Origin of the sequence: Streptomyces sp. R21 (assembly GCF_041051975.1) — a bacterium.
Classification (GTDB): Bacteria; Actinomycetota; Actinomycetes; order Streptomycetales; family Streptomycetaceae; genus Streptomyces.
In genome coordinates, this window is record NZ_CP163435.1 from 152,923 (window position 1) to 176,065 (window position 23,143).

Here is a 23,143-nt window from a genome sequence, read left to right on the forward strand (position 1 = left end):
AACCGTACGGGCAACGCACTTCCCCAGAAACCGGAGGACTGGCATGACATCGACTGCGGTACATGCGCGGACGAGCGCCAACCTCCATGCCGTGCACGCCGGAATCGAGATCTCCATCGAGCGCGATCCCGCCTCCGCCCCAGAGCAGCTCACCGCGTCAGACGCTGCATGGCCCGCTCGGCTCCGCCGCATTGTCCGTGCCGCACTGAACCTCTGGGGCCGACCCGACCTTGCTGAGACCGCGGAGCTGCTCACCACGGAGCTGGTCACCAACGCGTTCCGCCACGGCACCGGTCCCGACGTCGGCTTCCGCCTCTACCTCTGCGGCGACCACCTGGTAATCGAGGCCCGGGACGGCTCCCCAGCTCTGCCTCAACTGCGCTCTGCCAGCCCCGATGACGAGAACGGTCGCGGTCTGTTTCTCGTCAACGCCATGGCCGACGCCTGGGGTACCAGCCTCGACGGCACAACGACCTGGTGCTCACTCTCCCTCTGAAAAGGACCCGACGCTCCCATGAACCCCGTCACTCCACCCGTTCCCGTCTTACGCGAATACCCCGCCTTTGGCCTGCCCGGCAACGCCAGCGCCCCCGCCCGGGCTCGGACGCTCGCGAGCGCGGCTCTCATCCAGGCCGCCGAACGGCAGCACACGAGCCTGCCCGGCGAGAAGCTGGCCGCCACGTTGGTGCACACGCTGGCGAAGGAGGTGATGAGCCTCAACCAGCAGGTCGCCGAGCTCGACAAGGCCATCGAGGCCCGGTTTCGCGACCACCACACCTTTGAGGTGATCACCAGCGTGCCCGGCCTGGGCGTCATCCTCGGCGCCGAGTTCCTCGCAGCCACTGGCGGTGACATGACTGTCTTCGGCACCGCCGACCGCCGCGCTGGCTTCGGCGGCGTCGCCCCGGTGCCCCGCGATTCCGGGAAGCTGAGCGGGAACCTGCGCCGCCCGCAGCGATACAACCGCCGCCTCCAACGCGTTTTCTACACCTCGGCGTTGTTCAGCATCCGCCACTGCGAGGAATCCCGGCGCTTCTACGATCGCAAACGTGCCGAAGGCAAGCGCCATACCCAGGCCGTCCTGGCTCTCGCTCGCCGCCGCGTCAACGTCCTCTGGGCCCTCCTGCGAGACGGACGGCGCTACGAGCCAGCTCCGCCGGCAAGGGCTGCCGCATAGGAAGGGACGCGACACGCTGCGCGCGGCCAGGTGGTCTGACCGACCCCGTCAGACCAGGCAAAACTCGTTACCTTCCGGGTCTGCCATCACCACGTGATCCGGCCTGCCCTGCAACTCGTCCTCGCGGACCACGGTCGCGCCCGCAGCGGTCAACCGCTCCACCGCCTCGACCACGCGCGGCCAGCGCACCTCCCACGGGGTTTCACGGCCGCCACCAACTCGCACGTCGATGTGCAGCCGGTTCTTCGCCACCTTCGGCTCCGGCACCTTCAGGAAGGACAAGGTGGGGCCCACTCCGTCCGGATCTGAGAGGTACGCCCCGTCATCCCACTCGTCCTCCGGAACCTCATGATGCGAGAACCACTCCTCCCAGCTCCCGAACCCTGCGGGCGCGGGCTTCTCCTCGTAGCCCAACGCCAGCGCCCAGAACGCGGCCAGCTTCCCCGGGTACGCGCAGTCGATCGTCAAGCTCCACTCGGTCCCCATGAGCCCTCCCCAGTCGGATGAACGGACTGTACTGCGCACCTCCGACACCTCCTGCCCGCTGCCTCAAGCGTGCGCCGCGGCTTGACGAACGGCATTAGGAATCGACGGCACACGCTCAAGATCCGCTAGCACAGGACAGTCGGCCGTCCCGTGTCACAACGTAGGGAACTTGATCGGCGATGGCGGGTCTCACGGGAGCTGGAGGTCTTGACGGATCTTGTCTCGGAGCAGGTCGACGTGCCGGGCGAGAGTCTCTCGGTCTTCGGCAAATCGCCTGTGATACGTCCCTACAGCCGAGTCCCCACGCTCAGCCAGCTCCAGCCAGATGTCGGCGTCGGCAACGACTTGCTTCGCGCTCGCAAGCAGGGCGGTTACGGCTTCGACGACCTGGTTGGGTGCTTCCAGATCGACGACCCGGGCTCGTTCCAGAAGGACCTCCTCTGCAGATCGAAGGTCTACAACTCCGCGCTGTACCGGTTCCACCTGGCTTCCGCCAAGAAATGGCGACACGGAACGAGCCTCGGCCTGGAAGTGGTGAGCTGCGCCCATGAACGCCACGTAGGCATCCCGGCGTAGCTGACGACGCCACTGTGCATGGGTTCCTGCCAGTTGGTCTTGTGACTGCCGTCGGAGTGCTGCCCCAGAGACCAACCCCGAGATCACAGCTCCTAAAACACCAACGCCGGCGCCCGCGACCGCAGCCCACCCCTGATCCATGTCGGCATTATCCGAGGCAAGCAGGCGACGCGTCGGCACTCCATGCCGATCTCACACCTCCGGGAACCCCACGCTTGGCGCCGGACCGGGTCTTGGCGGGTCTCTGATCAGCGCGACCAATCTTCGATGGCCCGAACTTGTGTCCGCTCACGTTTCGGTGGCCCGACGACAGCACCGCACTGACCGCGTCGATGGCCTACTGGTCGCAGCACCGCGGCGAGTACCGCCTCGTGTACACGGCAGAGTCCTGCGCCCTGGCCGACCTGCGGACGCCCACCCGGTTTCGACCGCGGACCCTGCAAGAACAGGCACAAGGTCGAGTGCCGGATCGATCTGTTGAAGCAGGCCACAAGCGTGGCTACGAGGGCCGTGCTGGCCGCCCCCTCACCAGATGCTTTGTCACCCTCGCCGACGAGACCGCCGACCACCAAGGCAGCGGGCAGGCCTGGCCGGGCCGACATCCCGCAAGAGCGGAGCGGGGTCACGGCACGGAATCGGAGAGATGAATCAGGACACGGTCCCGAAAATCTGGGAGGGGAGGTACCCGTTTCGCCGGTGGCGAGCGATGTATGCGGCGATGCTGTCGGGAAATGAAGGCGAGGCACAACGTGCTCGATTCGGTAGGTCCTCAGGAGATCGCATCGGCGCTCACCGGGATGCTGGCCCTGGGCGCGCTGGCGATCCGGGTGAGCGGCCGGGTGAGGCTCGCGCGGGAACAGCGGCAGGCGATCACCGCCGTGACCGCAGCGGTCGCCGCCACCGGACGCACGGCGCGCATCCGACACCGTTGCGCCGGCGCCCAGTGGTCGCTGGAGGTTGGCAACAGCCCTGTCCCCGATGAGGCGTTGCGGCCGCCGGGCCGTGCGGCGGGTGACCTCGACAGGTGACCGAGCACGTCCGCGACGGCGACGCGGAGGACAGCGACCCGGTCGAACGGGCCATGCGGGACTGCTATGACGCCTACAAGTGGCGCATCTGGCGGTTCGTCGTCTCGCAGCTGGGCGGGGCTCGTAAACAGGACGCGGAGGACGTGTGCCAGGAGACCTGGGCGGCCTTCTTCTCGAAGTTCGAGGAGCATGTCGCGAAGTACGACGACCTGGCGATGGTCCTGTTCCCGATCGCCCACTGCCGCGTCGTGGACCACTGGCGCAAACGCGGCGGGATGCCGGAGGCCGCGGCCGCGAGCGAGGACCTCGAGGCGCTCGCGCACGGCGTTGCACCGCAGTGCGGCATCCTGGTCGACGACAGCACCAGCCGGTCCGTGGACCTGAAGCGAGCGCTGGCGGACCTGACCGAGCGCCAGCGACAGGCGCTCCACTTCCATCACGTGACACGGCTGACCTTGAATGAGACGGCCCGGCTGATGGGCATCAGTCCCAATACCGTGAAGAAGACGCTCGGGGTGGCGCTCACCAAACTGCGGGCCTCCCCGAAACTGGATTCCTATCAACTGCCGCTCGGCCGAGGGAGGTTCGCCGGTGACGAATGACGATCGCAGCGATTCCTTCGAGACGACCGAGAGTGAGCTCGACGCCGGATTCGACGCGGTGATGGCCCGTCTTCGTAACGCGACCGACCAGGAGCGGGCGGAGCTGCGCCTGGCGTCGGATCGGGCCGAGATCGGTCATGCCGCCTACGCACAGGGCATGCACCACCTGCAGGACGGCGACGGCGATCTCGATGAGGCCGTGCGGTGGCTGCGGCACGCGCACGAGATGGGCGTGTCAGAGGCCGGACGCGTCCTGCGCAGCGTGTTGTCGAGGCATGAGAGGCACCAGGAGCCGGAGCAACCAGCGCAGGCGCAAGAGCAGGTGCTCGCCGCGCGACGGGCGGGGGCCTGCGTGCAGCAGGAAGGCGCCGACGCGCCGAAGACCGCACCGCGCCCGACCGCCGTGGTGGTGGACCCGGAGCCCCCCGTCAGCCTGGCCGCTTTGGACCAACTGCACCAGGTCATGGCGGACATGAGCACCGCCGGCGGCCTGGCCGACACGCTGCAGACCGTTGCCGACGGCGTGGTCAACGGCCTCGGCTACGAGCTGGCGTGTGTGAACCTCGTGCGCCCCGACGGCGACCTCGTCGTCGCCGCCCTCGCCGGGAACTCCGCCGCCGAGGCCCTCATCACCGGCCGCGTCGGCTCACGCGCCTCCTGGGACCGCCGCCTCGGCATGGGCGAGGCCTGGGGCGAGCTGCGGTTCATCCCGTATACCGAGGGCTGGGTCCTGGACGAGGACGACGTGCCGCAGTGGTGCACCGGCGGCCCGGCGCCCCGCTTCGAGGACGAGTGGCACCCCTCCGACCGGCTCTTCGCCCCGATGTATGCGACCGGCGCCTCCGGCGGCGAACTGATCGGCGTCATCTCCGTCGACCGCCCGCGCAGCGGACGCAGGCCCGGTGCCTGGGGCCGCAAGGCCCTGCAGATGTACGCGTTCCAGGCCGCCGTCGCCATCAGCAACGCCCGGCTGCGCGCCAACATGCAGCGCGCCCTGGTCCGCCTGGAGCGCGAGCAGCAGGCCCTGCGCGCCAGCGAGGAGAGCTTCCGGCAGGCCTTCGAGTACGCCCCCTCCGGCATGGCCGTCACCGAGATGGGCGGCGACCAGCACGGCCGGATCCTCAGGACGAACGACGCGCTGTGCCGGCTGCTCAGGCGGCCCGCCTCCGCGATGCGCCGCTACTCCTTCTCCGACCTCGTGCATCCCGAGGACATCGGCACCCTGCTGCGGACCTCCACCGAAGGGGGCCGCGCCGAGCTCCGGCTCGGGCGGCGCGACGGCACCTACGTCTGGGTGTCGCTGCGCAACTCCGTCGTCGCCGACGCCGCCGACGCCGCCGACGGGCCCCGCTTCCTCCTCACCCACGTCGAGGACATCGAGGAGCGCAAGCGCCGCGAGCTGCAGCTCGCCCACCGCGCCTCCCACGACTCCCTCACCGGCCTGCCGAACTCGGCCGGGCTGCGCTCCCGCCTCACCGCCCGCCTCTGCTCACGGCCTCAGGCTGGCAGGCCCGGATCCGAAGGCGCCGTCTCGCCCTCGCCAACCGTCTACGCCGAACCCGGCTATGCCGAAGCCGTACATGCCGAACCCGTCTTCGACCACCACGTGCACGTGGTCGCGCCCGCGCGCGACGAATCCGGCGCGGACGGGAGCACCAAGGGGCTCGCCGTCCTTTTCTGCGACCTCGACGGCTTCACATCGATCAACGACCGGTTCGGGCACAACACGGGCGACGCCGTCCTCATCGAGGTCTCCCGGCGCCTCAGCAATGGCGTACGGGACGGCGACACGGTCGCCCGGCTCGGCGGCGACACGTTCGTGGTCCTCGCCGACGGCCTGGGCCCCGCGGACGCCCAGGACCTTGCGGCCCGGCTGCGCAACGCCATCATTCCGCCGATCCGCACCGACGGGCGGACGGTGCGCGTGGGTGCCAGTTTCGGTATCGCCTGGGCCCACTGCGGCATGACCGCCGAAGAGGTGTTGCAATCCGCTGACCACCGCATGTACGTGGACAGGCGCAGCGCACGGCGGCGGCAGAACCGACCGACCGGCGCGACCGGGTGACGTCGGATCGTCAGCGCGGCCCCCGCCCGTCCACCGCAAGACCGGCGGAAGCGGCGCCACTCGCCGATGACGCTGCGGCTGAGTCCGCTTGCCGGTCCCTTCCAGGGTGTCCGCGACCTCCTGCTCCGCAGGAAGAACGGTCTGCCAGGCCCTTGGTCAGGAGACGGGCGACCAGGCCCTCCAGCTCCGGCGTACGTCGGCAGGCTACGCACACGTCAGGAAGGCGGGCGGAAGGATGACGGAAGGCCACGGACATCATCGAGCCTGGCACCGTCCAGCTTTGCCCCCGTGAGCTTCGCCCCGGTGAGGTTGGCTTTCGTGAGATTTGCCTTGGAAAGCCGTGCCCCGGACAGATCGGAATGCGAGAGTTCCGCCCCGGCGAGGTTGGCTTTTCGCAGGTCAACACGCGCAAGGTCGGCCTTTGCCAGGACGGCGTTGCTCAGGTCCACACCGGGCAGGTCCAGCCCTGCAAGCTTCGCACCATGAAGATCCGCCCCCCTCAAGCGAGCGCATCGCTGCTTTTTGGCCCCTTCCCCCTCAATCAAGAACGATCCGTAAGCCGGAGGGCAGATCGTTGTCTTGGTGAGGTCCGCTTGACCCAACGCAGCCTCACTCAGGTCCGCCCCCTCGAAGGAGACATCGGTCAGATCCGCACACTGATCGCGGGCGGAGCCGCTACAGAACGAGGCACTGGTGAGATCGGCATTCAGGAAACTTGCGTCACGGAGATTCGCCATGAGCTGTGCGCGCCTGAGCTGCGCACGAAACAACGACGCACCGCTCAAGTTCGCCTCACCAAGGGAGACGTCGTCAAGCTGCGCATAGTCGAGACCCGCCTGGCTGAGATCAGTACCGGCGAGGTCCGCGCCGGTCAGGTTGATACCGCGGCGAGTACGGGAGAACGCCGGTGCCCATCCCCGCAGATGGGTGTGGCTCAAGTTGATCGACAAGCCGTGGTCATGCTCGGGACTGCGCCCGGCCAGGACATTCATCACCGCGTCGACATCAGCAGGCAGCGCTCCACCCGCCGACGTGCCGGCCGCCGCACCGGAAGCATGGCGCCGCAGGTAGGCCGACAGCACCGAAACTACCGTGGGATGGTCACGGGCCGAATCATGCATGATGCGTTCCAGCGCATAGATCCCGCCCAAACGCACGTCCATGGACTCGGATCCCAGGTTGCGGACGGCAGCGTTGAACCGGTTGGTGATCTGGCCCTGCTCACTGATTCTCAGTTCGTTGTTGGCCTGGCCCACCTGCATCCAGGTGAACAACAGGGCTGCAAGGGCTGCCAGCCCCGGCAGGCTGACGAGCAGCATCGAGACCCACTGGACAGAAGCACCGCCCGGAGCAGCACCCGCCCTGAGACGACGGCGGCTACGCCCTGTTAGCGACCGTCGACGTCTGATGCGGTGAAGGCGTCCAAGACCACGTGTCTGACTCACGCGCTAATGCCACACGCACTGAGGGCATCGGCTAAGGAGCCACACCGGGCAAGCTTCGACATGACCCGCACAGCCCGGCCGGTTCGGGGTCCCACACCGGCAGGCGTGCGCGGTGCCTTCGCCAAGCCGCCCCGTCGCACGGCGTGTTCGCCGCCCGCGCGTACGCGGGCGTGCCGTGGTCAGGCGAGGTGGAGGCTGCTGAGCGCGGTGGTCCAGTCGGTGACGATGGCGCGCTGCGCGGCCGCGAGGGTGACCGTGCCTTTGCAGACTGCGGTGTGCAGCTTCGTCTCCACCGGGTCCTTCTTGTTGTTGACCCCGGACCCTTTCTTGTGGCCGGGGTCGGCGGGCTCGACCCACAGGTTGCGGTAGTCGTTGGGGTCGCCGCCCAGCTGCAGGCTGATCAGGTGGTCGTACTCGGCATCGCCCATGCGGCCGGTGTAGCTGTAGGAGGCGGCGTTGAGTTGCTTCTCCTTGCCGGTGACGTAGGTGGAGGGGCGGATGGTGGAGGTGTAGCCGCCCGTGCGGCAGATCGTCGACTTCAGATTCGACTGGGTGACGGCCGGCGAGATGGCGCCCGGCGTGCACTTCGGGTCCTCCAGTGGCTCCCCCTTCTCGTACCGGTAGTGGCAGCTGCCGGCCGCGGGCTGCTGCTGCACGGTGTAGTGCTCCTGCGGGCCGGCGCCCACGGCGATCGACCGGCCGGACGGCCCTCCTGAAGCGGAGGTTGCGGACGGGCCCGCCTGCGGACTCCCGGACTCGGCCAGACCGCCGATCGAATCGGGGGAACAGCCCGCCAGCAGCAGGCAGGCGAGCAGCACCGGCGGTACGGCGCGATGGACAGCGTGCATGAGGATCCCTCACCAGGGGGCAGCGGACGAGCAGATGCTGCCCTACCATCCCGCCGCCCTACCGCCCGGGGTACGGCGCGAAGGCGCACCGGCATCGCGGTCCGGAAGAGTGGCGGCGGCCTGACAGCACACGAGCCCCACCCCGCCTCAGGCGGGATGGGGCTCACCGAGCGCCGGGCAGGCCTTGCACCTGCATTTCCCCGCAGGAAGCGGGGCGTCTTTCCTTGGACTACCAACGCAACGCCAGGCACCGGGAGTTCCAGCAACCAGCTCAAGATCAAGAATACACCCGGCCGGCCCTGCGCCCCTCCCGGATCGAGCAGTTCGTATTGATCGGCCCCGGCAGCCAGCACGGTCAGGCAGGCGGGCGCCGCGCGGTGCCGCCGCCGCTTCCGTTCAGCGGGATCAGGGACTCCAGACGGGCGCCTTTGACCCACGAGCCCAGCAGATCACGGTGCAGGGCCACGATGTCCTGACGCAGCGCCAGGCCCAGCGCAGCCTTCGTGAACATACGGCCGGTGGTGACGAACAGGGCCACGTCCGCACCGTGTTCGAGGCGGGCGGTACCGACAAACTTCTGCATGTCCTGCGAGGACACACTCCGGTTCGGCGCATACTTTTTGCACTGGACGACGAGTTTGCGGCCGTCGGCGAGGTAGCCGATGACGTCCGCACCCAGGTCGCCGCTCTTGCCGCTGACAACGACCTTCGTGCAGCCGTCCCGCCGGCACAGACCGGCGACATACATCTCGAAGTCCTGCCACGACAGCGCGTCGACCTCGGCCATCGACAACTCCCGCGCCCGGGCCTCCTCCTGTGCCCGCCACTGCCGGTCCTCACCGATCGCGAGGCGGTGCGCGCGCAGCAGCGCCCAGCCGGCCCCGCACACCACGACCGCGCCAAGCACGCCCGCGAGGACGGGCCACACCGCCGCCCAGTGCCCGGCCGCCCACACCACGGCGACCGCTGCCGCCACCGCGCCCCAGCCCTGCAGCTGCCTGCGTGTCCGCTTCCTCGAGCGCCGGCGTCGTGGTGATGCCATCACTCCCCCGCTCCCCGTGGCCGTGCACCCGCAGTGTGAAAGCCCTCCCCGGCCCCGGCAAGAGGGCCTGGCCGCCGCGCGGAGGCAGGGGCAGTGCTCACTGGCGGTCGAGGCGGATCGGGTAGGACACCGTCGGCCGCGGCCTGGGCGTCGGGTTGTCCCAGCCCGGGAACGGCACCGGATAGTGGACCGTCGACTTCGTGCGTGGCGCTTGCCCCCCACCGCCACCGGCCGTGCCGGGGGCCCCGCCGTAGCCTGCGATCGCAATCCCCAGCAACACCAGAACCGACATGTCCCGGCGCGCTCCCGGCGCCCACCGGAAGTACCGCCGCACCTTCTGGCCCCCACGCTCGTGTTCCTCCACCCAGGGCATGTCTGCTTCCCCCTCCTGATCGGCCGCATTGATGGCCTGCTGGGACGAGGACACCACCCGGCACTGACAACCAGTCAGAAAGGGATCACTGAAAGCGATGCAATCCAGACGCGGACAGCTCGCCCAGGGCCCCTGCCCGGCACCGCTACCAGGGCATCTTCCTCACTCAGCGGGCGGAACCAGCCGAACCCCGCAACGGAATTGGTCCAGCAGCGACTCGGCGACGACGGAATTGAGGAAGAGCGGAATCCAGTCGCTGGGTGGCCGGTTGCCGGTGATGACCGAGGACCGGCCTTGCCGTGGCGGTGAGGCGTTGATCTCCTGGGTGCTGCAGGTATCGCGCTCGTCACCCGGGACGCTGAGGCCTGCGCAGGCAGGTCGCTGCGTTCGAAGACGCCGCGGCCCCGCATCCGGGACCCTACAAAGAGCCGCCCGTCGGTGAGGTTGGTGCGGTCATACTGTGCGCGTGGAGCACATAGGCGGATACACCATCAGAGCCAAGCTCGGCGAGGGCGGGATGGGAACCGTCTACCTGGCGTATTCGCGCGGCGGCCGTGCACTCGCCGTGAAGGTCGTCAAGCCCGAGCTCGCGGCCGATCCGGCCTTCCGTGCCCGTTTCCGCGTCGAAGTGACGGCGGCCCGCGCGGTAGGCGGTGTCCACACCGCACCGGTTGTCGATGCGGACCTCGATGGCGAACCTCCGTGGCTGGCTACTGCCTACGTGCCAGGGCCCACTCTCTCTGAACTGCTGGCCGCCGATGGCCCGTTGGACGAGCCCCGCCTTCGGCAACTGGGCGCCGCCTTGGCGGAGGCGCTGGCGGCCATCCACGCCCACGGCCTGGTACACCGGGACCTCAAGCCCAGCAACATCATCATGGCTGAGGGCGGCCTCCGGGTCATCGACTTCGGCATCGCGCGGGCCATCGGGTCCACACGCCTGACAGCGACCGGAGCGATATTCGGCACGCCCGGCTATCTCGCGCCCGAACAGGTTCTGGGCGGGCATGAAGTCACCGGCGCCGCTGATGTGTTCGCACTTGGCGTGGTCCTGGTGGCAGCGGCGGGCGGCGCTGCCTGGGGTGAGGACGCAGCGATGCCCCTGATGTTCCGGGCGGTGCATCAGTCACCGAACCTTGCGGCGCTCCCCCCGGGGTTGCGTGAGGTGGCAGCGTCCTGCCTGGCGAAGGATCCGGGGGCACGCCCGACCCCCTCCCTGCTCCTCGACCTCCTGGCAGGGCCGTTGCCGAAGGAGCCCGGCCGTAAGCCAGACCCGCCGTCCTCCCCGCCAACGCTGCCGGTCAATCCTGATGATTGCGCGCAGGACACTCTTGGCGGCCCCAGGCCGGTGCCCCCGGTGCCCACCGACCCCTCGGGGCCTGCCTGCACGCTGCTTCGCACGTTGAAAACGAAACGCGGTGAGGGGCGTGTGACCGCGATGGGGTTCAGCCCGAACGGCCACACCCTCGCGGCGAGCTACAGCAGTTCGGGCGTCCATATCTGGGACCCACACACCGGCGAGCAGCTCCGCCTCCTGACCGACGGCACCGACCGCTGCGTTGCGTTCAGCTCCGACGGCTGTACCCTCGCCACCGGTGGCGCTGGCAAAATGGTCCGCCTGTGGGACCCGGACGCGGGCACGCTTCGCAGTCAGCTCACCGGACACAGCGGGACCATTGACTCCTTGGTGTTCAACCCTGACGGCGGCACCCTCGCTATCGGCACCTACGCTGAGGCTCGCCTCTCGGACGCCCGCACCGGCGAGGTATTGACCGGCCTGTCCGGCGCCACGGGCCCTGTGGCGTTCAGCCCGGACGGCAGCACCCTCGCCACAGGCGACGCCGAAGGGCGCGTCCTCATCTGGGCCCCACCCACCGGCCGACGACCCCGTCACCGGCTGAAAGCCGGGAAGCCCTCGCACATCAGCGCACTGGCGATCACCCCCGACGGCCGCACCATCGCCGCAGCCGGCAACACCTTCGCCGAAAATGGCACGGTGTTGGTCCACGTCTGGGACGCTCACACCGGCAAGCAGCACCATCAGCTCACCGGGCACACCGACAACATCAGCGCACTGGCCTTCAGCCCCGACGGCCGTGTGCTCGCGGCCGGCGACAGCGGCGGCACGGTCATCGTCCGGGACACCCGTACTGGGGACCAACTGCTGATCCTGACCAAGCAATCCGAGAAAGTCCAAGCGGTGGCATTCAGCCCGGACGGCGACAACCTCGCCGTAGGCTGCCTTGACGGGGGCGTCCGCATCTTTGCGATCCGTACGAGGTAGCTCCGAGGCAAGCCGGAAGGCCGCCGGAAGCTGGTCTGCAGTGTCCGGGGCAGGTGGCCGGGGCGCGAAGCGACGATGGGTGTGGCTCCTCCAGGGAAGCCTTGAGCTGGGAGAACGCTGGTTGAGGGTGTGGGCGGGGTAGGCGTCCTCCTCCTGTGTGGGTGAAGTAGGGCAAGAGACGGTGGCCGAGGTACTCGTCGATCTGTCTGGCCCGCACGCGGCCGAGACGACGCCGCCGCAGGAGCCGGTGAAGCCCGAAGTGCGGGCGGTAGGGGCGATCATGATGCCGCACGGGCGGGAAAGGCTGACGGCGGATGTCCTGCCGGATGTGCACCGGGACATCGTCGAAGTGGTTGCGGACGCGGCGGGGCCGATGCAGGCCAAACAGATCGTTCCCCGGATCGGGCTGCCCGCGGTGACCACGGCGATTTCGACGCCTACTGGGCGTTGCACCTTGCCCGCGAGCATCACCGCGTCCACCAGCCCACATATGAGCTCGCAGCCTGAGCAGGCGATGTCAGAGCTGATACGGCCACAGACAGACGCTGGCTGCCTCAACATGAACTTCCACCCAGTCGACATCGATACCGTTAGGAAGCGGGGCGGCAAGATCGAACAAGATCTGTGAATCACCCAGCTCAAGGACCGGGCCCCGTTCGGCGATATCGAGTCTGCCGCGCAGAACGACTTCGTGGCCGTCTTGCCAAAGCCCGGGTTCGGCCACCGCAGCTGACCGCGTGTTCCGCTCCCAGGAGATGCCCTCGTCCACGGACCACTCAACATGGTGCTGACCGTCGGCCTGCTCTGAAGCACCGCGCCACACCACCACAGCGACTCCAACAGGTGCGTGAACCCGAACCGCCATCGGCAGGAGCGAGACCTGCGGCATCTTCTCTACACGAACCAACATCTCGCGATCATCGCGCAAACAGCCAGTCGCCCGGCAGCACACATCACGCGACCAAGCCGGATCTTCCCTCAGGAAGAGCTACACCCATCGGAGACTGCATCTCCGCCGCCTCATGCCGCAGCTGTGCGCGCCTGGAAGAGGGCACGTTGTGCCGTGTCTGAGGTGACACCGAGAGCTCGGCGCCGTCCCCCGGATGCTGGTCTGGGACGTCGACCGGGGCTGCGCAGGCTGCGAGCGCCCCGACGCCTGGTCAGGCGGAGGCGAAAGCCTCCTCAGGGGCATCGTCGAGGACGAATCCGTTGTCGAGCCGGACGCGGACCGTGACGCGGAACAGCTGTCGCTGGTAGGCGGCCCACTGCTCTTCCAAGGCCGCCACCTGCTCCTCCAGCTGCTCTCTGCTCGCCGGCGGCATCTGGTGGCCGAAGTCGTCGAGGAGCGATTTGAGGCGCACGTACTCGCGGACCTCGTGGCTCTGCTGCCGGTGGTGCTCGTCCACACGCTCGACTGTGCCCTCGATGCCTGCTGCCAGGGCCACCGAGGCGGCAAAGGCACCCGTCTCCTGCGGGGACTCCCCGGCTGAGGTCACCGACCCGGCCAACCGGAGATCAGCCGCCAGCCGCACCCGTTGGCCCACGTTCAGCGCCATCGGTCCTTCGTCTTCCTCGTCGGTCACCGGCGAACCGGTACACGACGCGTCGCCAGGCGTACCGGAGAGGACAGGATCATCCCACCCCTGGTCTTCGGCGTGATCGAGAAGGGCTCGGAAGAGACGGCGGCGGCCACCACCTGCACCGTCCTCGCGCAGACCGCTGCCGCGGCCGTCCGCACCCGGCTGGAAACGGTGTTGCGCGCGACGTCGACCGCCATCTCCTGGCCGTGATGGCGCAGCCTCTGGTCCAGGCTGGGTTCGAGCAGCGCGTCCACGACGCTGAGGTCGATGCCCTCCCCCATCGCGTCGAGGTGGTACAGGATCGCGACCAGTTCCCCGGGTGCCAGGACGGGGTCGATGAGGCCGGCTGGTGGTCTCAGTCCTCGTCAAGCGGCTCGTCCTCGGGCGCGCCAGGAGCCGACTGCTGGAATTGCTTGAGCTGCAGCGGGTACTGCGAGATGTCCACTTCGGTGCCGTGCTGCAGCAGTGGGCATGTGAGCGGCATCGGCGTCAGCAGTTCGGCCCACCTCGGTTTGCGGCCCTCCGCTTTGGCGACCTCCTGAACGCGCCGGCTGTGCGCGGCGCAGCACGGCCGCGCTCGTCCAGATCTGCTCGGGCAAGCTCCGGTCCGCTTCGGCCGCGCATGTCCTGCGACGGTGAGAGCCGGGCGCGACCCGCGCCGGTCGGCGTTGGTGAGGAAGCCGGGACACAAGACCGAAGACGGGAGTCGTGCGCGCCGCGGGGTTCGACGTCGATGAGTTGCGCGTTCCCTCCCGGTGGCTACTCGTCAGCCGAGGCACACCGTGAGCACGCAGATCTCCGTCGGCGACGTCGATACCAGTGCGGGGCCGGTCTGGGACGAGCCCGAGCCCGAGTCCGTGCTGTCGGCGGTCTGGGGCGCCGACGGCTGCTCCGATGCTGTATCGGAGCGGTCGTGTGCCGTGCCGCCGGCGGACGGGGCGGTGCTCTGCGGCTGCGGGGTCGACGTGGCGGACGGGTGGGGAGGCGCGGAGGCGTCCGGCCGGGCGATCGGCGGCGTGGCGCGGGGCGGGGTCGCAAGGGACTGCTGCCGCGGGGAGTTGGCCGTCGGGGGCTGGGAAGGGGGGTGTGAGGACCGGTGAGTGCGCTGAGCGGCGGCTGGTGTCGCCGCCGGGCGCTCCTGCTCAGGCCTCTGCCCTTCCACGACGCCCATGCTCCGGTCGTCCGGCGCTGTGGCCGCCTGTGCCCGGTCGGTGGAATGCCGGTCCATCGAGGCGATGGTCAGGCCACCTCCGACGAGCGCGACGGCGCTCGCGACCACTGCCCGGCGCTTGTTCTTCTTCCAACGGGCCAGCTGGCGACGGCGTGCCGCCCGTCCCTGCCGTGCGGGCGGCAGATCCTCGACGTCGGCGGCGGGGGCGTACGGGGCCGCGTCCATGTCAGCGTTGGACTCTGCCTTGTTGTCCAGTGGCCGGTCGTGCCATCCGGGGGCCGTGGTTTCCCGGCCGGCCGTTGTGGCCGGTGGGGCGCCCGTCATTGCCAGGGCAGAATTGCTGCGGCGATCGGTGGCGTGTGGGGCGATGTCCGGTGCGTAAGCGCCGCACCCGGGACACACCAGGGCGCCGTTGAGATGCCGGCGACACGAGGAGCAGTAGTCCATTGCGGTCTTCGGGTCTTCCTGGTTCGGCTGCGCCGTCGGCCCGCCTGGGCCACGGCCTGGTCACGTTCGCACAGGGGATCGAGCGGTCAGTCACGCTAACGAGGCTTTCGAAAGGCTGTGTGCAGCCTGCGTGATGCTCCTGTGGGGATGCTTCAGGTGAGGACGGGGCAGGCGGACGTATCCGCCCCGAGTTCGCCTATGGCTGCGTCCCGCGCCACTCCGGCTGACCACCCGCAGTGGCTCTGGTGTGAGCGTCCCGGCGATGGGCTTGCTGGGTCGCATCCCGTCTGGTCAGTAGCTCCGAGGCCTGATGCTGCGTGTGCGCGGCCGCCCGCTGAGCTTCGGCCACGGCGTCACCGCGTTCGCGTACCAGGTCCTCATAGATCGGCAGGTGATCGTTTTCAGTGGAGGTGCGTGTCACAGTCGGCCCTTCGGCTGCCGCCCCTTCCCTGCATGGTTGGCGGCGGGGAAGGCACTGGCGGCAGCGGCTTTGGTGGCGATCGATAAAAGGGCGGTCCGCTGTCAGGCTCGGTTGAGCCGGGCAGCGATCCCATGGCCGATCAGCAAATACATGACAGCCGGGAGACCGAAATTGAGGACAACGCGTAGCCCCTCTGTGTCCATCGTGAAAATGTCCTGTGACCACCAGGCCAGCCAGTTCGCCGTTCCTCTCACGAACTCGACGAACACATTCGTCTGGTTCGCGTCGAGCAGGAACAACAGGATCCACAGGCCGAGCAGGCCCGCCGCGATGTCGGCGATCGTGCAGACGGTGAGGGCCGTGCGCCGCGTGGCGGCCTGACGGCGTATGGAGCGGTCCGGGCCCGGGGGCTGGTTGTACGTCTGATATCCGGGAACCGGGTCGATGTTGCTCACAGGAAATCCGATCGACGTAGTGCCATTTCGGCGCGCTCGCTCCCGGTGTCGAAATTCGTTCCGGGTCGTCGCCCCGCTTCTGCCTGCTTCTGCGTTCGGCATGCGCTGCGGTGTTACACCGCCGTCCGCGATGACCCAAATATGGCTTCCTATTCAGGCACTTACCCAAATGTTCGTGCACCAGAGCACTTTTCCGGATGGATTGGAGGAGGTTACTCGGGGGGCCATCACGATTCCCGGCCCGGTGTGTGCGTGATTCGTGACCAGGCCATGATGGCGACAAGTACGTGTCTTCATAAGGGTGTCGGTCTCGCGACCATCTCCGGCCGCCCGTGACACTCCTGACATGCGGCGCGCTGTGGGGAGTGCCCCCGGGCGGGGGCACGGGGCCCATCCTCCGGGGGAGGTATGCAGGCGCCCGCCTCACCGAACTCGGCAGCGAGGCGGGCGGGGGGCGACGATTGCGGCAACCTGCGGCACGCCCGGCAGACCCCGCCCGAGTTCGAGCCGTACGCCTACGACGAGGTGCCCCCGAGGAGCGCACGAGCGCGACTGGAACTCATGTCCCAGTCTCCAAGTGGGCGCGATCATGGGAAGCGGCTGTGCCTGCCGCTACGGGAGCGGGTGCTGTCGCTCCAGGGTGCTGACGATGCGGCCGGTCGGGAACGACAGCCGTCCCACCGGGACGACCCATTGCGCCCACACAGACAGTGGCTCTGGCAGGGGCAGCCCGGCGTCGGCAGCCGCAGTGGCAACGTGATCGATGCCGCGCAGCAGGGCCTGCCATTGCTGTGCCTGAACGGGTGTCATGCGTGGATCGGCATCGTTGCACCAGGTTGCGGGCTCCTGGCGCGGGGTCAGCGTGGTGCGGAACTGCGCCCATGTTTGATCAGGGTCACGCGTCGCGGCGTGGTGCAGGTGCAAAAAGAGCGCTGGTCCCAGGGACGGGTAGGAGATGAGCGCGGCGAGCAGCACCATACTGCTCCGGTAGGGCCAGTACGCGACCGGTTGCCGTCCATTCAGCCTGTTGCCGGACGGGGAGACGTGCTGTCTGGCGAGGTCTGCGTTGCGATGTGCATGGCGCATCGCTGTGAGCAGGCCGTAGCTGTTGGCGAACCGCTTGACCGCTCGTGGCGTGGACACCAGGAGTGGTGGGCCGAGCAGATCCATGAGCGTGATCTCGTCTGCGGTGAGGGTCAGGGGGTCGACCCGCTCCACGACGCGGGCGGCGGGCAGCTCTGCCCACGCACCTGTCGGCTCGGTGCGTTCTTCGCCGTCCGTCTCAGGTGCAGGAGCCTCAGGTTCGGCAGATGGCTTTGCTGTGTCCGCGTCCGAGGGGGTGGGGGCAGCTGGCGTCTCCGGTGGCTTGGTAGCTGCGGTCCCGACCAGTGTCCGCAACAGACGCTGGTATCCGTTCGTGTCGAGGGGCGGCAGGGTGAGGACCACCTGGAAGATTTTTTCCAGGTACTGGGTGGGGGTTGAGCGCCACAGTTCCTCGTCGTCGGGGTCGACCGGGCTCCCTTCCTCGGCATCGTCCTGCGCGAGAAGCGAGGGCTCATCCACCAGTTCGCGGTAGTGCGAAGCAATGGAGCGCAGGAGCCACCGGGGATCGACGGCTACCACGACGACGAACAGCTCGACGGCCAGCAGCAGATGGATGGCCTCCAGCATTTCGACGACTCGCTGTGGCGGGCAGCGATCAAGATCGTCGATATAGAGGATGATCCGGTCGATCCTCGGCAGTTCGTCCTCTGCTTCATCGGCACGTGCCCCGCTCCTGTCGTCAGGCCGGCCGTCGGAGGCATCGCTGCCGGGTACCTCCTCTCCGTCTGCCAAGTCACGGCCTGGGACCTGGGCGTGAGCGTGGATCGCCCGCTCCTGGGTGGCGCTTGCCAGGAGTTGGGCCATGCGCTGGAAATCCTCGCGGATCTGTGTCATCACTCCAAGGCGGCCCCGGTAGCTGCCCTCCGTGGCCCGCTCGATGGCCAGTCCCGCCAACTGCCCGGCGGCCGTCAGGTTCTGCAGCTGGGTCTCGAACGCGTTGACCTCGGCCTCGGCGACCTCCGCTGCCGTTTCCATGCGCTGGCGCTGCTGCGTCCCATACCGAAGTGCTGCCTGCCACGCCTTGCTTGCACGCGCCTTCGCCGCACTTGCGAACTGCCCTTTCAGAGCCAGGGCCGCGATCAGGCCGGCCACGCCCGGAGCTGAGGCCGCCCAACGCCACACGCCTGGAAGACCCCAGACAACTGCCGCGGCCACCGCAGCCGAAGCGGCAACAAGACTGAGAAATTTCACGATCACGGCTGCAGGAACGCCGCGGACAAGCCGCCAAGCCGCTCTGCCCGTCTCCTGGAATGCCGCAGCGCTGCGGGCCGCCTCCCGGAAGACATCTTCGGGGCGCTCACCGGCGAGAAGCCTCAGCTCCTGTTGCTGAGCCGGCGGCAGTGAATCCCAGGGACCTGCCGGTTCGCGCAGGGCTCGCCGCAGGTCATCCCGACGCGCGCGGGCAGCTCGCAGCCGTTCCCGCAGGCCCCGCTCCGCGATCAATTCCGCTGTCAGCCGTGACTGCCGACGCTGTTCGGACGCCAGATCCCCGTCCGTGGGAGTGGCGAGCTGAGCGAACAGTTCAGCGACCAGGCTGGCCCAGAGGTCTGTCTCGGCATAGTGCCAGGCGTTGAACTGCACCTGGCGGACCGCGGTATGAGACAACGGGTTGTCCGGGCGCGCTGCCGTCGCGACCTCCTGGCGCAGCAGGTTGAGGAAATGGCTCTTGCCCTCACCCCAATCCCCGAACAGCCCGACGGCCAGGGGAGGCCTCGCGGTGCGCGCGGTGACCAGCTCTGCCACAGCGGCTGCATCGTCAGTACGGTCCAGTTCGTCTGCCGCCGGAGCCGCATCCGACCTGTAAGCCGGAAGGAACCTGGACAAGGGACGATCTTCGATGATTTCCCACGGCCGGACCTCCTCGCGGCTTCCCGTGAACAGGGTCGGCCGGTTTCCCACCTGCCCCCAGATACCCCAGCGGACCCGAGTGGGGTGGCCGGTCAGCGGTTCCCCCAGCGCTGCGCCACGGACCGGGTCCCAGAGCCTTACCGTTTTGTCGTCGCCTCCGGTGGCCAGCACGGGATGCCCCCCGATACTGCCCCAACTCCCCCACCGCACTGTGCCGGTGTGCCCGATCAGGCCACGAGCCGTTGAAGCCCCAGGACCGGGATTGAAGAGGTTCACGACCCGGCCGTCCCCTCCGGCCGCCAGGACGGCCTGGCCGCTGATGGTGGTCCATGTCCCCCACAACAGGGGGCCGGCCGCCGTCGTCTCACTGATCACCGTCACGGTGGACGAGGTGGTGTCAACGTTGCTCATCTGGACCTTGCTGCCATCACCGCCGGTAGCAAGGACAGGCATCTGGTTGACGATCCCCCAGGCCCCCCACTGGGTGGGACCCGTTTGTTTCTCAATTCGCCCAGCCTGCCCGGGTTCCCATAAGTTCACTGCCTCGTCTTGGCCACCTGTGGCCAAGACCGGATGGCCATTGGCCATCCCCCACGCCCCCCACGAGACAGGATGGAAATGACCGTGGAGCGGACTTCCCAGCGGTACACCCTCGGCTGGATCCCACCACCGGACTGTTCCGTCCTCTCCCCCGCTCGCCAGCAGCGGCCGCCCCTCACTGTGCGTCCATGCCCCCCACAGCACAGGGCCATCATGGCCGGTGAGTGAATGCGTGACGGACGCCAGCAAATACGGGCGCTGGCCCGATTCGTAGAGGCCCCACAGGGTAATCGTCCCGTCTTCTCCTCCCGTGGCCAGCACCGGTTGACGCTGGACCAACCCCCAAGCCCCCCACCGCGCAAACCCCTCGAAGGCGCGGACGGACAACCGCGGAACCTGGCTGGACACCGACGGGGGATGCCAGATGCTCAGCTCGCCAAGGCCTGCCGCGGTGAGAACGGGCTGACCGTTGACATACGTCATGGCCCCCCAATCGCCAAGGGACGCCGAGTTGGCGTTGAGCAGCGGCTGGCTCAGAGGCACTCCCCGCCACCTGGGGCTCGGCGTACTTGTCGGATTCGGCGGTACGTCCAGCACACCGTGACGTTCGGCGAGTTCGCGCAGGTCGGGGTGAGCGCCGTAGTGCTGGAGGGCGGTCTCCAACATCAGCCGGTACGTCGTGGGAACGCCGGCTTCGATCTGGAAGAAGACCTCGTTCCAGAAGTTGGTCGCGCTGGTGAAGCTGGGCAACTGGGCCCTGGGGAAGCCGATGTTGTCCAGCAGCACTCGAGCTGAGTCCATGTCCCGGTAGATGCCAGCGATCGCTCTGAGGAACATGCCTCGTTCTTGAGGAGTGAGCTGAATATCCTGCGGACGCCGTGGCGGCTGATTCAATTCTCCAGCCGTCGCCATGCGTAGCCCCCTCCTGCCGAGGTACGGACAAGATGTCCTCCAGAGCGACGCCGAGTGCGCTCAGCCGTGTGTCCGGATCCGCCACCCGCAGTCGCTGGCTGAACCTGGGTCTCACCAGGACACCGCAGTTTGCGCATGACGGAGTATCAATCTGCGTTGTGTGGACTTATTCGGCACCTTTCAGGCTAGTGGCCGCATGCGAGGCAGGGACCGGGAACGATGAACTCGGGCCGTGGCAGAGGGGCATCGTGGCACCGCTTGCGGTCGCGGCCGTCTTCGCCGCCTACCTCCGCGATTTGCTGGGCGCCTGTACGGGGACCTGTTCATTAGCAGCCCCCACTCCCGTTTCCAAGAATCCCCATCACCGCTCCTCTGGCTCGCCGGGTTCACAGCGGGCGTGCTCGTAATCGCCGTCCTCTTCCTGTACTCGGCACATTCCTTCGCAGGCGCGGTCCAACTGCTCGTGGCAGCCATTGCACTTGTTTCACGATCGCTGCTTGGCACGACCAGTACGAGCGCAGGCCCGCACCGGGCGGCGGCGAGGCGGCCGTTGCCCACCCACCTCCGCCGCCAACGAGGGCCGGGATGGCGCCTTCGAACCATGTGACCGACCGGTAGGACCCACAACGGCGGATGCCGAGGAACAAGACAACTTCGGGCGCATTCTGGCTGCGTACGGCGGAATTTCGCTCTGGAAGGTCGCGACCGCGCCGTAGAGGCCGGGGGCGATGACTGCGGCGCCGATCCAGATCCGTCCCCTGTGGACCGGGCGGTGTGGTGGTGCACGCCCGGGGCCCCTGCGAGCGAACCGGTGTGCTGACGGCCGCCCGGCGGATTCGTACGGGCCTCAGGACATGCTGCCCCGGCACACCGTCCCTGGGGCCGGGGTGCGGCCGGTGCGGAGGTATTGGTCGACCGTCTCCGTGACGCAGCGGTTTTGCGGGTATGTGCCGTGGCCCTCCTCCTCGGCCGTCAGGAGCACGCCGACACCGTCGCCCAGGGCGCGGGCCATGCGGCGGGCGCCGGGGTATGGGGTGATCGGGTCGCCGGTACCGCCGACCACGAGGACGGGGGCCGCGCCGTCGGCGTTCACCTGGGGCGTGGCGCGCTCGCCGTCGAACGGCCAGTCGTAACAGAGGTAGACGCCGGTGGACCAGGCCACGCCGAAGACGGGCGAGGCGGCTTTGATGCGGGCCTCGTCCCTGTCGAGGCGTTCGAAGCCGGGGCGCAGGCTGGAGTCCGCGCAGGTGATCGCGGTCCGGGCGGCGCGGCTGCTGTCGCGCGGGGTCGCCGCGCGGTCGGCGGAGCCGATGTCGTCCGCGCCCTTGCTCAGCGGACGGCCGTCGTTGTGGTCGATCAGCGCGGTGAGGGCCTTGGCGAGCGGCGACCAGCCGTCTGTGCCGAGGTCGAGATGGTCGCTGACGGCGTACGCGAGGTCGTGGGCGTCGAGGTTCCTTCCGCCGCCGGCCGGGGCGGGCTTCTTCTCCAGGCGGTCGGCCAGGCGCGCCATGCGCCGCGCGGCCTCCTCGGGCCCGTCGCCGGTCGGGCAGTGGCGGACACGGGCCGCGCAGTGCGCAGCGAACCGGTCGAACGCCGCCTGGACCGCCTTGACCTGCGACACCTGCTCCTCGTCGAGGTCCTCGGTCGGATCGACGGACGCTTCGAGGACGAGCCGTCCGACGTGCGAGGGGTACAGGTGGGCGTAGACCGCGCCGAGCGCCGTTCCGTAGGAGACGCCGAAGTAGTGCAGCCGCTCGTCGCCGAGGAGGTAGCGCATCAGGTCGAGGTCGCGCGCGGTGTGCGAGGTGCCGATGTACGGGAGGAGCGCCCCGGAATGCTCGGCGCAGGCGTCGGCCCCGTCGTAACCGGTGTCGTCCGCGGTTTTCCCGCAGCGCACGGGGATGGTCGCGCCAACGCCGCGCGGGTCGAAGGAGACCAGGTCGTAGCGGTCGAGGAGCGGCTTGTACTGGTTGAGGAATTCGGGCAGTCCCCTCACGCCGGACACGCCGGGGCCGCCGAAGTTGAGGACGAGCGAGCCGATGCGCCGGGCGTTCGGGCCGGTGGCCTTGCGGCGGATCAGGGCGACGTCGATCGTCCTGCCGTCTGGTTTCCGGTAGTCGAGGGGGGCCTTCATGGCGGCGCAGTCGTAGCCCGTGCGCGCGGTGGGCGGCGAGGTGCAGCGGGACCAGTGGAGGTGCTGGCCGGTGGTGAGCACGGTGGGCAGACCGGCGGGCGGGTTGTTCGCGGTGAACTCCGTACGCGGCTCCGCACTCCGGCGGGGAGCGTCGTGCTGGAGCCAGGCGCCGACGGCCCCGATCGCGGCAAGGACGACCCCGGCGATGATGAGCGCACCGACCGAGAGGCCCGGTCTGCGGCTTCGTACCGTATGTGCGTCACTCAATGAAGTCCCCGTGTTCCCGCCCCTGGACGCCTGCCCCGTGCCCGCATGCCCGTACCCGTGATCGTCCGATCGTCGAATGTACCGCGCCGGGTACGGCGCGATGGCGCACAGCATCCGGGAGGAGGAATGGCGGCCTGTCAACACACGAAGCCGGACGGTCCCAGCACGCCGCCGGCCGTCGCGACCACACCACCGGCGACCTCAATCCACCGCACGAACGGCATGGTGGCCAGGGTGTGGCTGCGGGGCCGGCTGGGTCGCGCTGAACGCTGCTCTGTCAATCAACTCCCCCAGGCTTCCAGGGAGTTGTGTTCAGGCAGGTGGCCCGGGTGAGCGAGTCG

The 23,143-nt window shown here is 68.6% G+C and carries 18 protein-coding genes and 1 pseudogene; 8 read left to right on the top strand and 11 right to left on the bottom strand.

Translation table 11 applies throughout. The annotated features are described in order from the left end of the window. Nucleotides 1-43 precede the first annotated feature (43 nt). Nucleotides 44-496 carry an ATP-binding protein gene (locus tag AB5J56_RS00755; protein WP_369228979.1) on the top strand — a complete coding sequence of 151 codons (453 nt, stop codon included), beginning with the start codon at nucleotides 44-46 and terminating at the stop codon, nucleotides 494-496. A 102-nt stretch (nucleotides 497-598) separates the two neighbouring features. Continuing rightward, nucleotides 599-1,177: pseudogene (locus AB5J56_RS00760) on the top strand (transposase); the annotation flags it as partial. Between the two features lie 48 nt (nucleotides 1,178-1,225). Here the strand turns inward: AB5J56_RS00760 and AB5J56_RS00765 are convergent. Next, a complete protein-coding gene (locus AB5J56_RS00765) occupies nucleotides 1,226-1,663 on the bottom strand; it encodes a VOC family protein (RefSeq protein ID WP_190094249.1) in 438 nt (145 codons plus the stop codon). 207 nt (nucleotides 1,664-1,870) lie between these two features. On the opposite strand from AB5J56_RS00765, the gene AB5J56_RS00770 reads away from it, so the two are divergent. The 4 genes from AB5J56_RS00770 to cdgB all read left to right on the top strand — a co-directional run bounded on the left by AB5J56_RS00770 (nucleotide 1,871) and on the right by cdgB (nucleotide 5,934). Next, nucleotides 1,871-2,239: a hypothetical protein gene (locus AB5J56_RS00770; protein ID WP_369228982.1), complete on the top strand. Its 369-nt coding sequence runs from the start codon at nucleotides 1,871-1,873 to the stop codon at nucleotides 2,237-2,239. A 749-nt stretch (nucleotides 2,240-2,988) separates the two neighbouring features. After that, nucleotides 2,989-3,267: a hypothetical protein gene (locus AB5J56_RS00775; protein WP_369228984.1), complete on the top strand. Its 279-nt coding sequence runs from the start codon at nucleotides 2,989-2,991 to the stop codon at nucleotides 3,265-3,267. Then, nucleotides 3,264-3,869, top strand: coding sequence for an RNA polymerase sigma factor (locus AB5J56_RS00780; protein ID WP_369228986.1), 606 nt, complete (start codon nucleotides 3,264-3,266; stop codon nucleotides 3,867-3,869). Before AB5J56_RS00775 ends, AB5J56_RS00780 begins: the two co-directional genes overlap by 4 nt. A 403-nt stretch (nucleotides 3,870-4,272) precedes the next feature. Then, entirely contained in the window at nucleotides 4,273-5,934 is a 1,662-nt protein-coding gene (gene cdgB, locus AB5J56_RS00785; protein ID WP_369242309.1) for a diguanylate cyclase CdgB, read from the top strand. 215 nt (nucleotides 5,935-6,149) lie between these two features. Here cdgB and AB5J56_RS00790 read toward each other — a convergent pair whose 3' ends face one another. The 3 genes from AB5J56_RS00790 to AB5J56_RS00800 form a co-directional block, all read right to left on the bottom strand. After that, on the bottom strand, nucleotides 6,150-7,253 hold the full coding sequence (locus tag AB5J56_RS00790; protein WP_369228988.1) for a pentapeptide repeat-containing protein: 1,104 nt from the start codon (nucleotides 7,251-7,253) through the stop codon (nucleotides 6,150-6,152). Between the two features lie 305 nt (nucleotides 7,254-7,558). Then, nucleotides 7,559-8,227, bottom strand: coding sequence for a hypothetical protein (locus AB5J56_RS00795; RefSeq protein ID WP_369228990.1), 669 nt, complete (start codon nucleotides 8,225-8,227; stop codon nucleotides 7,559-7,561). 355 nt (nucleotides 8,228-8,582) lie between these two features. After that, nucleotides 8,583-9,269: a restriction endonuclease gene (locus tag AB5J56_RS00800; RefSeq protein ID WP_369228992.1), complete on the bottom strand. Its 687-nt coding sequence runs from the start codon at nucleotides 9,267-9,269 to the stop codon at nucleotides 8,583-8,585. An 839-nt stretch (nucleotides 9,270-10,108) separates the two neighbouring features. On the opposite strand from AB5J56_RS00800, the gene AB5J56_RS00805 reads away from it, so the two are divergent. Further along, nucleotides 10,109-11,923 carry a WD40 repeat domain-containing serine/threonine protein kinase gene (locus AB5J56_RS00805; protein ID WP_369228994.1) on the top strand — a complete coding sequence of 605 codons (1,815 nt, stop codon included), beginning with the start codon at nucleotides 10,109-10,111 and terminating at the stop codon, nucleotides 11,921-11,923. A gap of 181 nt (nucleotides 11,924-12,104) precedes the next feature. After that, the gene (locus AB5J56_RS00810) at nucleotides 12,105-12,551 is read left to right on the top strand and encodes a hypothetical protein (protein ID WP_369228996.1); all 447 of its coding nucleotides are present in this window, start codon (nucleotides 12,105-12,107) and stop codon (nucleotides 12,549-12,551) included. Between the two features lie 532 nt (nucleotides 12,552-13,083). Here the strand turns inward: AB5J56_RS00810 and AB5J56_RS00815 are convergent. The 7 genes from AB5J56_RS00815 to AB5J56_RS00845 all read right to left on the bottom strand — a co-directional run bounded on the left by AB5J56_RS00815 (nucleotide 13,084) and on the right by AB5J56_RS00845 (nucleotide 22,802). Further along, a complete protein-coding gene (locus tag AB5J56_RS00815) occupies nucleotides 13,084-13,506 on the bottom strand; it encodes a hypothetical protein (RefSeq protein WP_369228998.1) in 423 nt (140 codons plus the stop codon). Beyond that, nucleotides 13,503-13,784, bottom strand: coding sequence for a hypothetical protein (locus AB5J56_RS00820; protein ID WP_369229000.1), 282 nt, complete (start codon nucleotides 13,782-13,784; stop codon nucleotides 13,503-13,505). Before AB5J56_RS00820 ends, AB5J56_RS00815 begins: the two co-directional genes overlap by 4 nt. A 74-nt stretch (nucleotides 13,785-13,858) precedes the next feature. Further along, entirely contained in the window at nucleotides 13,859-13,987 is a 129-nt protein-coding gene (locus tag AB5J56_RS00825) for a hypothetical protein (RefSeq protein ID WP_369229002.1), read from the bottom strand. 282 nt (nucleotides 13,988-14,269) lie between these two features. After that, the gene (locus AB5J56_RS00830) at nucleotides 14,270-14,899 is read right to left on the bottom strand and encodes a hypothetical protein (protein WP_369229004.1); all 630 of its coding nucleotides are present in this window, start codon (nucleotides 14,897-14,899) and stop codon (nucleotides 14,270-14,272) included. A 744-nt stretch (nucleotides 14,900-15,643) separates the two neighbouring features. Beyond that, on the bottom strand, nucleotides 15,644-15,997 hold the full coding sequence (locus AB5J56_RS00835; RefSeq protein ID WP_369229006.1) for a hypothetical protein: 354 nt from the start codon (nucleotides 15,995-15,997) through the stop codon (nucleotides 15,644-15,646). Between the two features lie 612 nt (nucleotides 15,998-16,609). Beyond that, nucleotides 16,610-20,401 carry a P-loop NTPase fold protein gene (locus tag AB5J56_RS00840; RefSeq protein ID WP_369229008.1) on the bottom strand — a complete coding sequence of 1,264 codons (3,792 nt, stop codon included), beginning with the start codon at nucleotides 20,399-20,401 and terminating at the stop codon, nucleotides 16,610-16,612. 847 nt (nucleotides 20,402-21,248) lie between these two features. Then, a complete protein-coding gene (locus AB5J56_RS00845) occupies nucleotides 21,249-22,802 on the bottom strand; it encodes an alpha/beta hydrolase (RefSeq protein ID WP_369229010.1) in 1,554 nt (517 codons plus the stop codon). Nucleotides 22,803-23,143: the final 341 nt, after the last annotated feature.

Excerpts from the sequence above, each read along its gene's own strand:
- AB5J56_RS00755 (WP_369228979.1), top strand. The coding sequence starts at position 44 with ATGACATCGACTGCGGTACATGCGCGGACGAGCGCCAACCTCCATGCC.
- AB5J56_RS00765 (WP_190094249.1), bottom strand. The coding sequence starts at position 1,663 with ATGGGGACCGAGTGGAGCTTGACGATCGACTGCGCGTACCCGGGGAAG.
- AB5J56_RS00790 (WP_369228988.1), bottom strand. The coding sequence starts at position 7,253 with ATGCTGCTCGTCAGCCTGCCGGGGCTGGCAGCCCTTGCAGCCCTGTTG.
- AB5J56_RS00795 (WP_369228990.1), bottom strand. The coding sequence starts at position 8,227 with ATGCACGCTGTCCATCGCGCCGTACCGCCGGTGCTGCTCGCCTGCCTG.
- AB5J56_RS00800 (WP_369228992.1), bottom strand. The coding sequence starts at position 9,269 with ATGGCATCACCACGACGCCGGCGCTCGAGGAAGCGGACACGCAGGCAG.
- AB5J56_RS00820 (WP_369229000.1), bottom strand. The coding sequence starts at position 13,784 with ATGGGGGAGGGCATCGACCTCAGCGTCGTGGACGCGCTGCTCGAACCC.
- AB5J56_RS00825 (WP_369229002.1), bottom strand. The coding sequence starts at position 13,987 with ATGCCGCTCACATGCCCACTGCTGCAGCACGGCACCGAAGTGGACATC.
- AB5J56_RS00830 (WP_369229004.1), bottom strand. The coding sequence starts at position 14,899 with ATGGACGCGGCCCCGTACGCCCCCGCCGCCGACGTCGAGGATCTGCCG.
- AB5J56_RS00840 (WP_369229008.1), bottom strand. The coding sequence starts at position 20,401 with ATGGCGACGGCTGGAGAATTGAATCAGCCGCCACGGCGTCCGCAGGAT.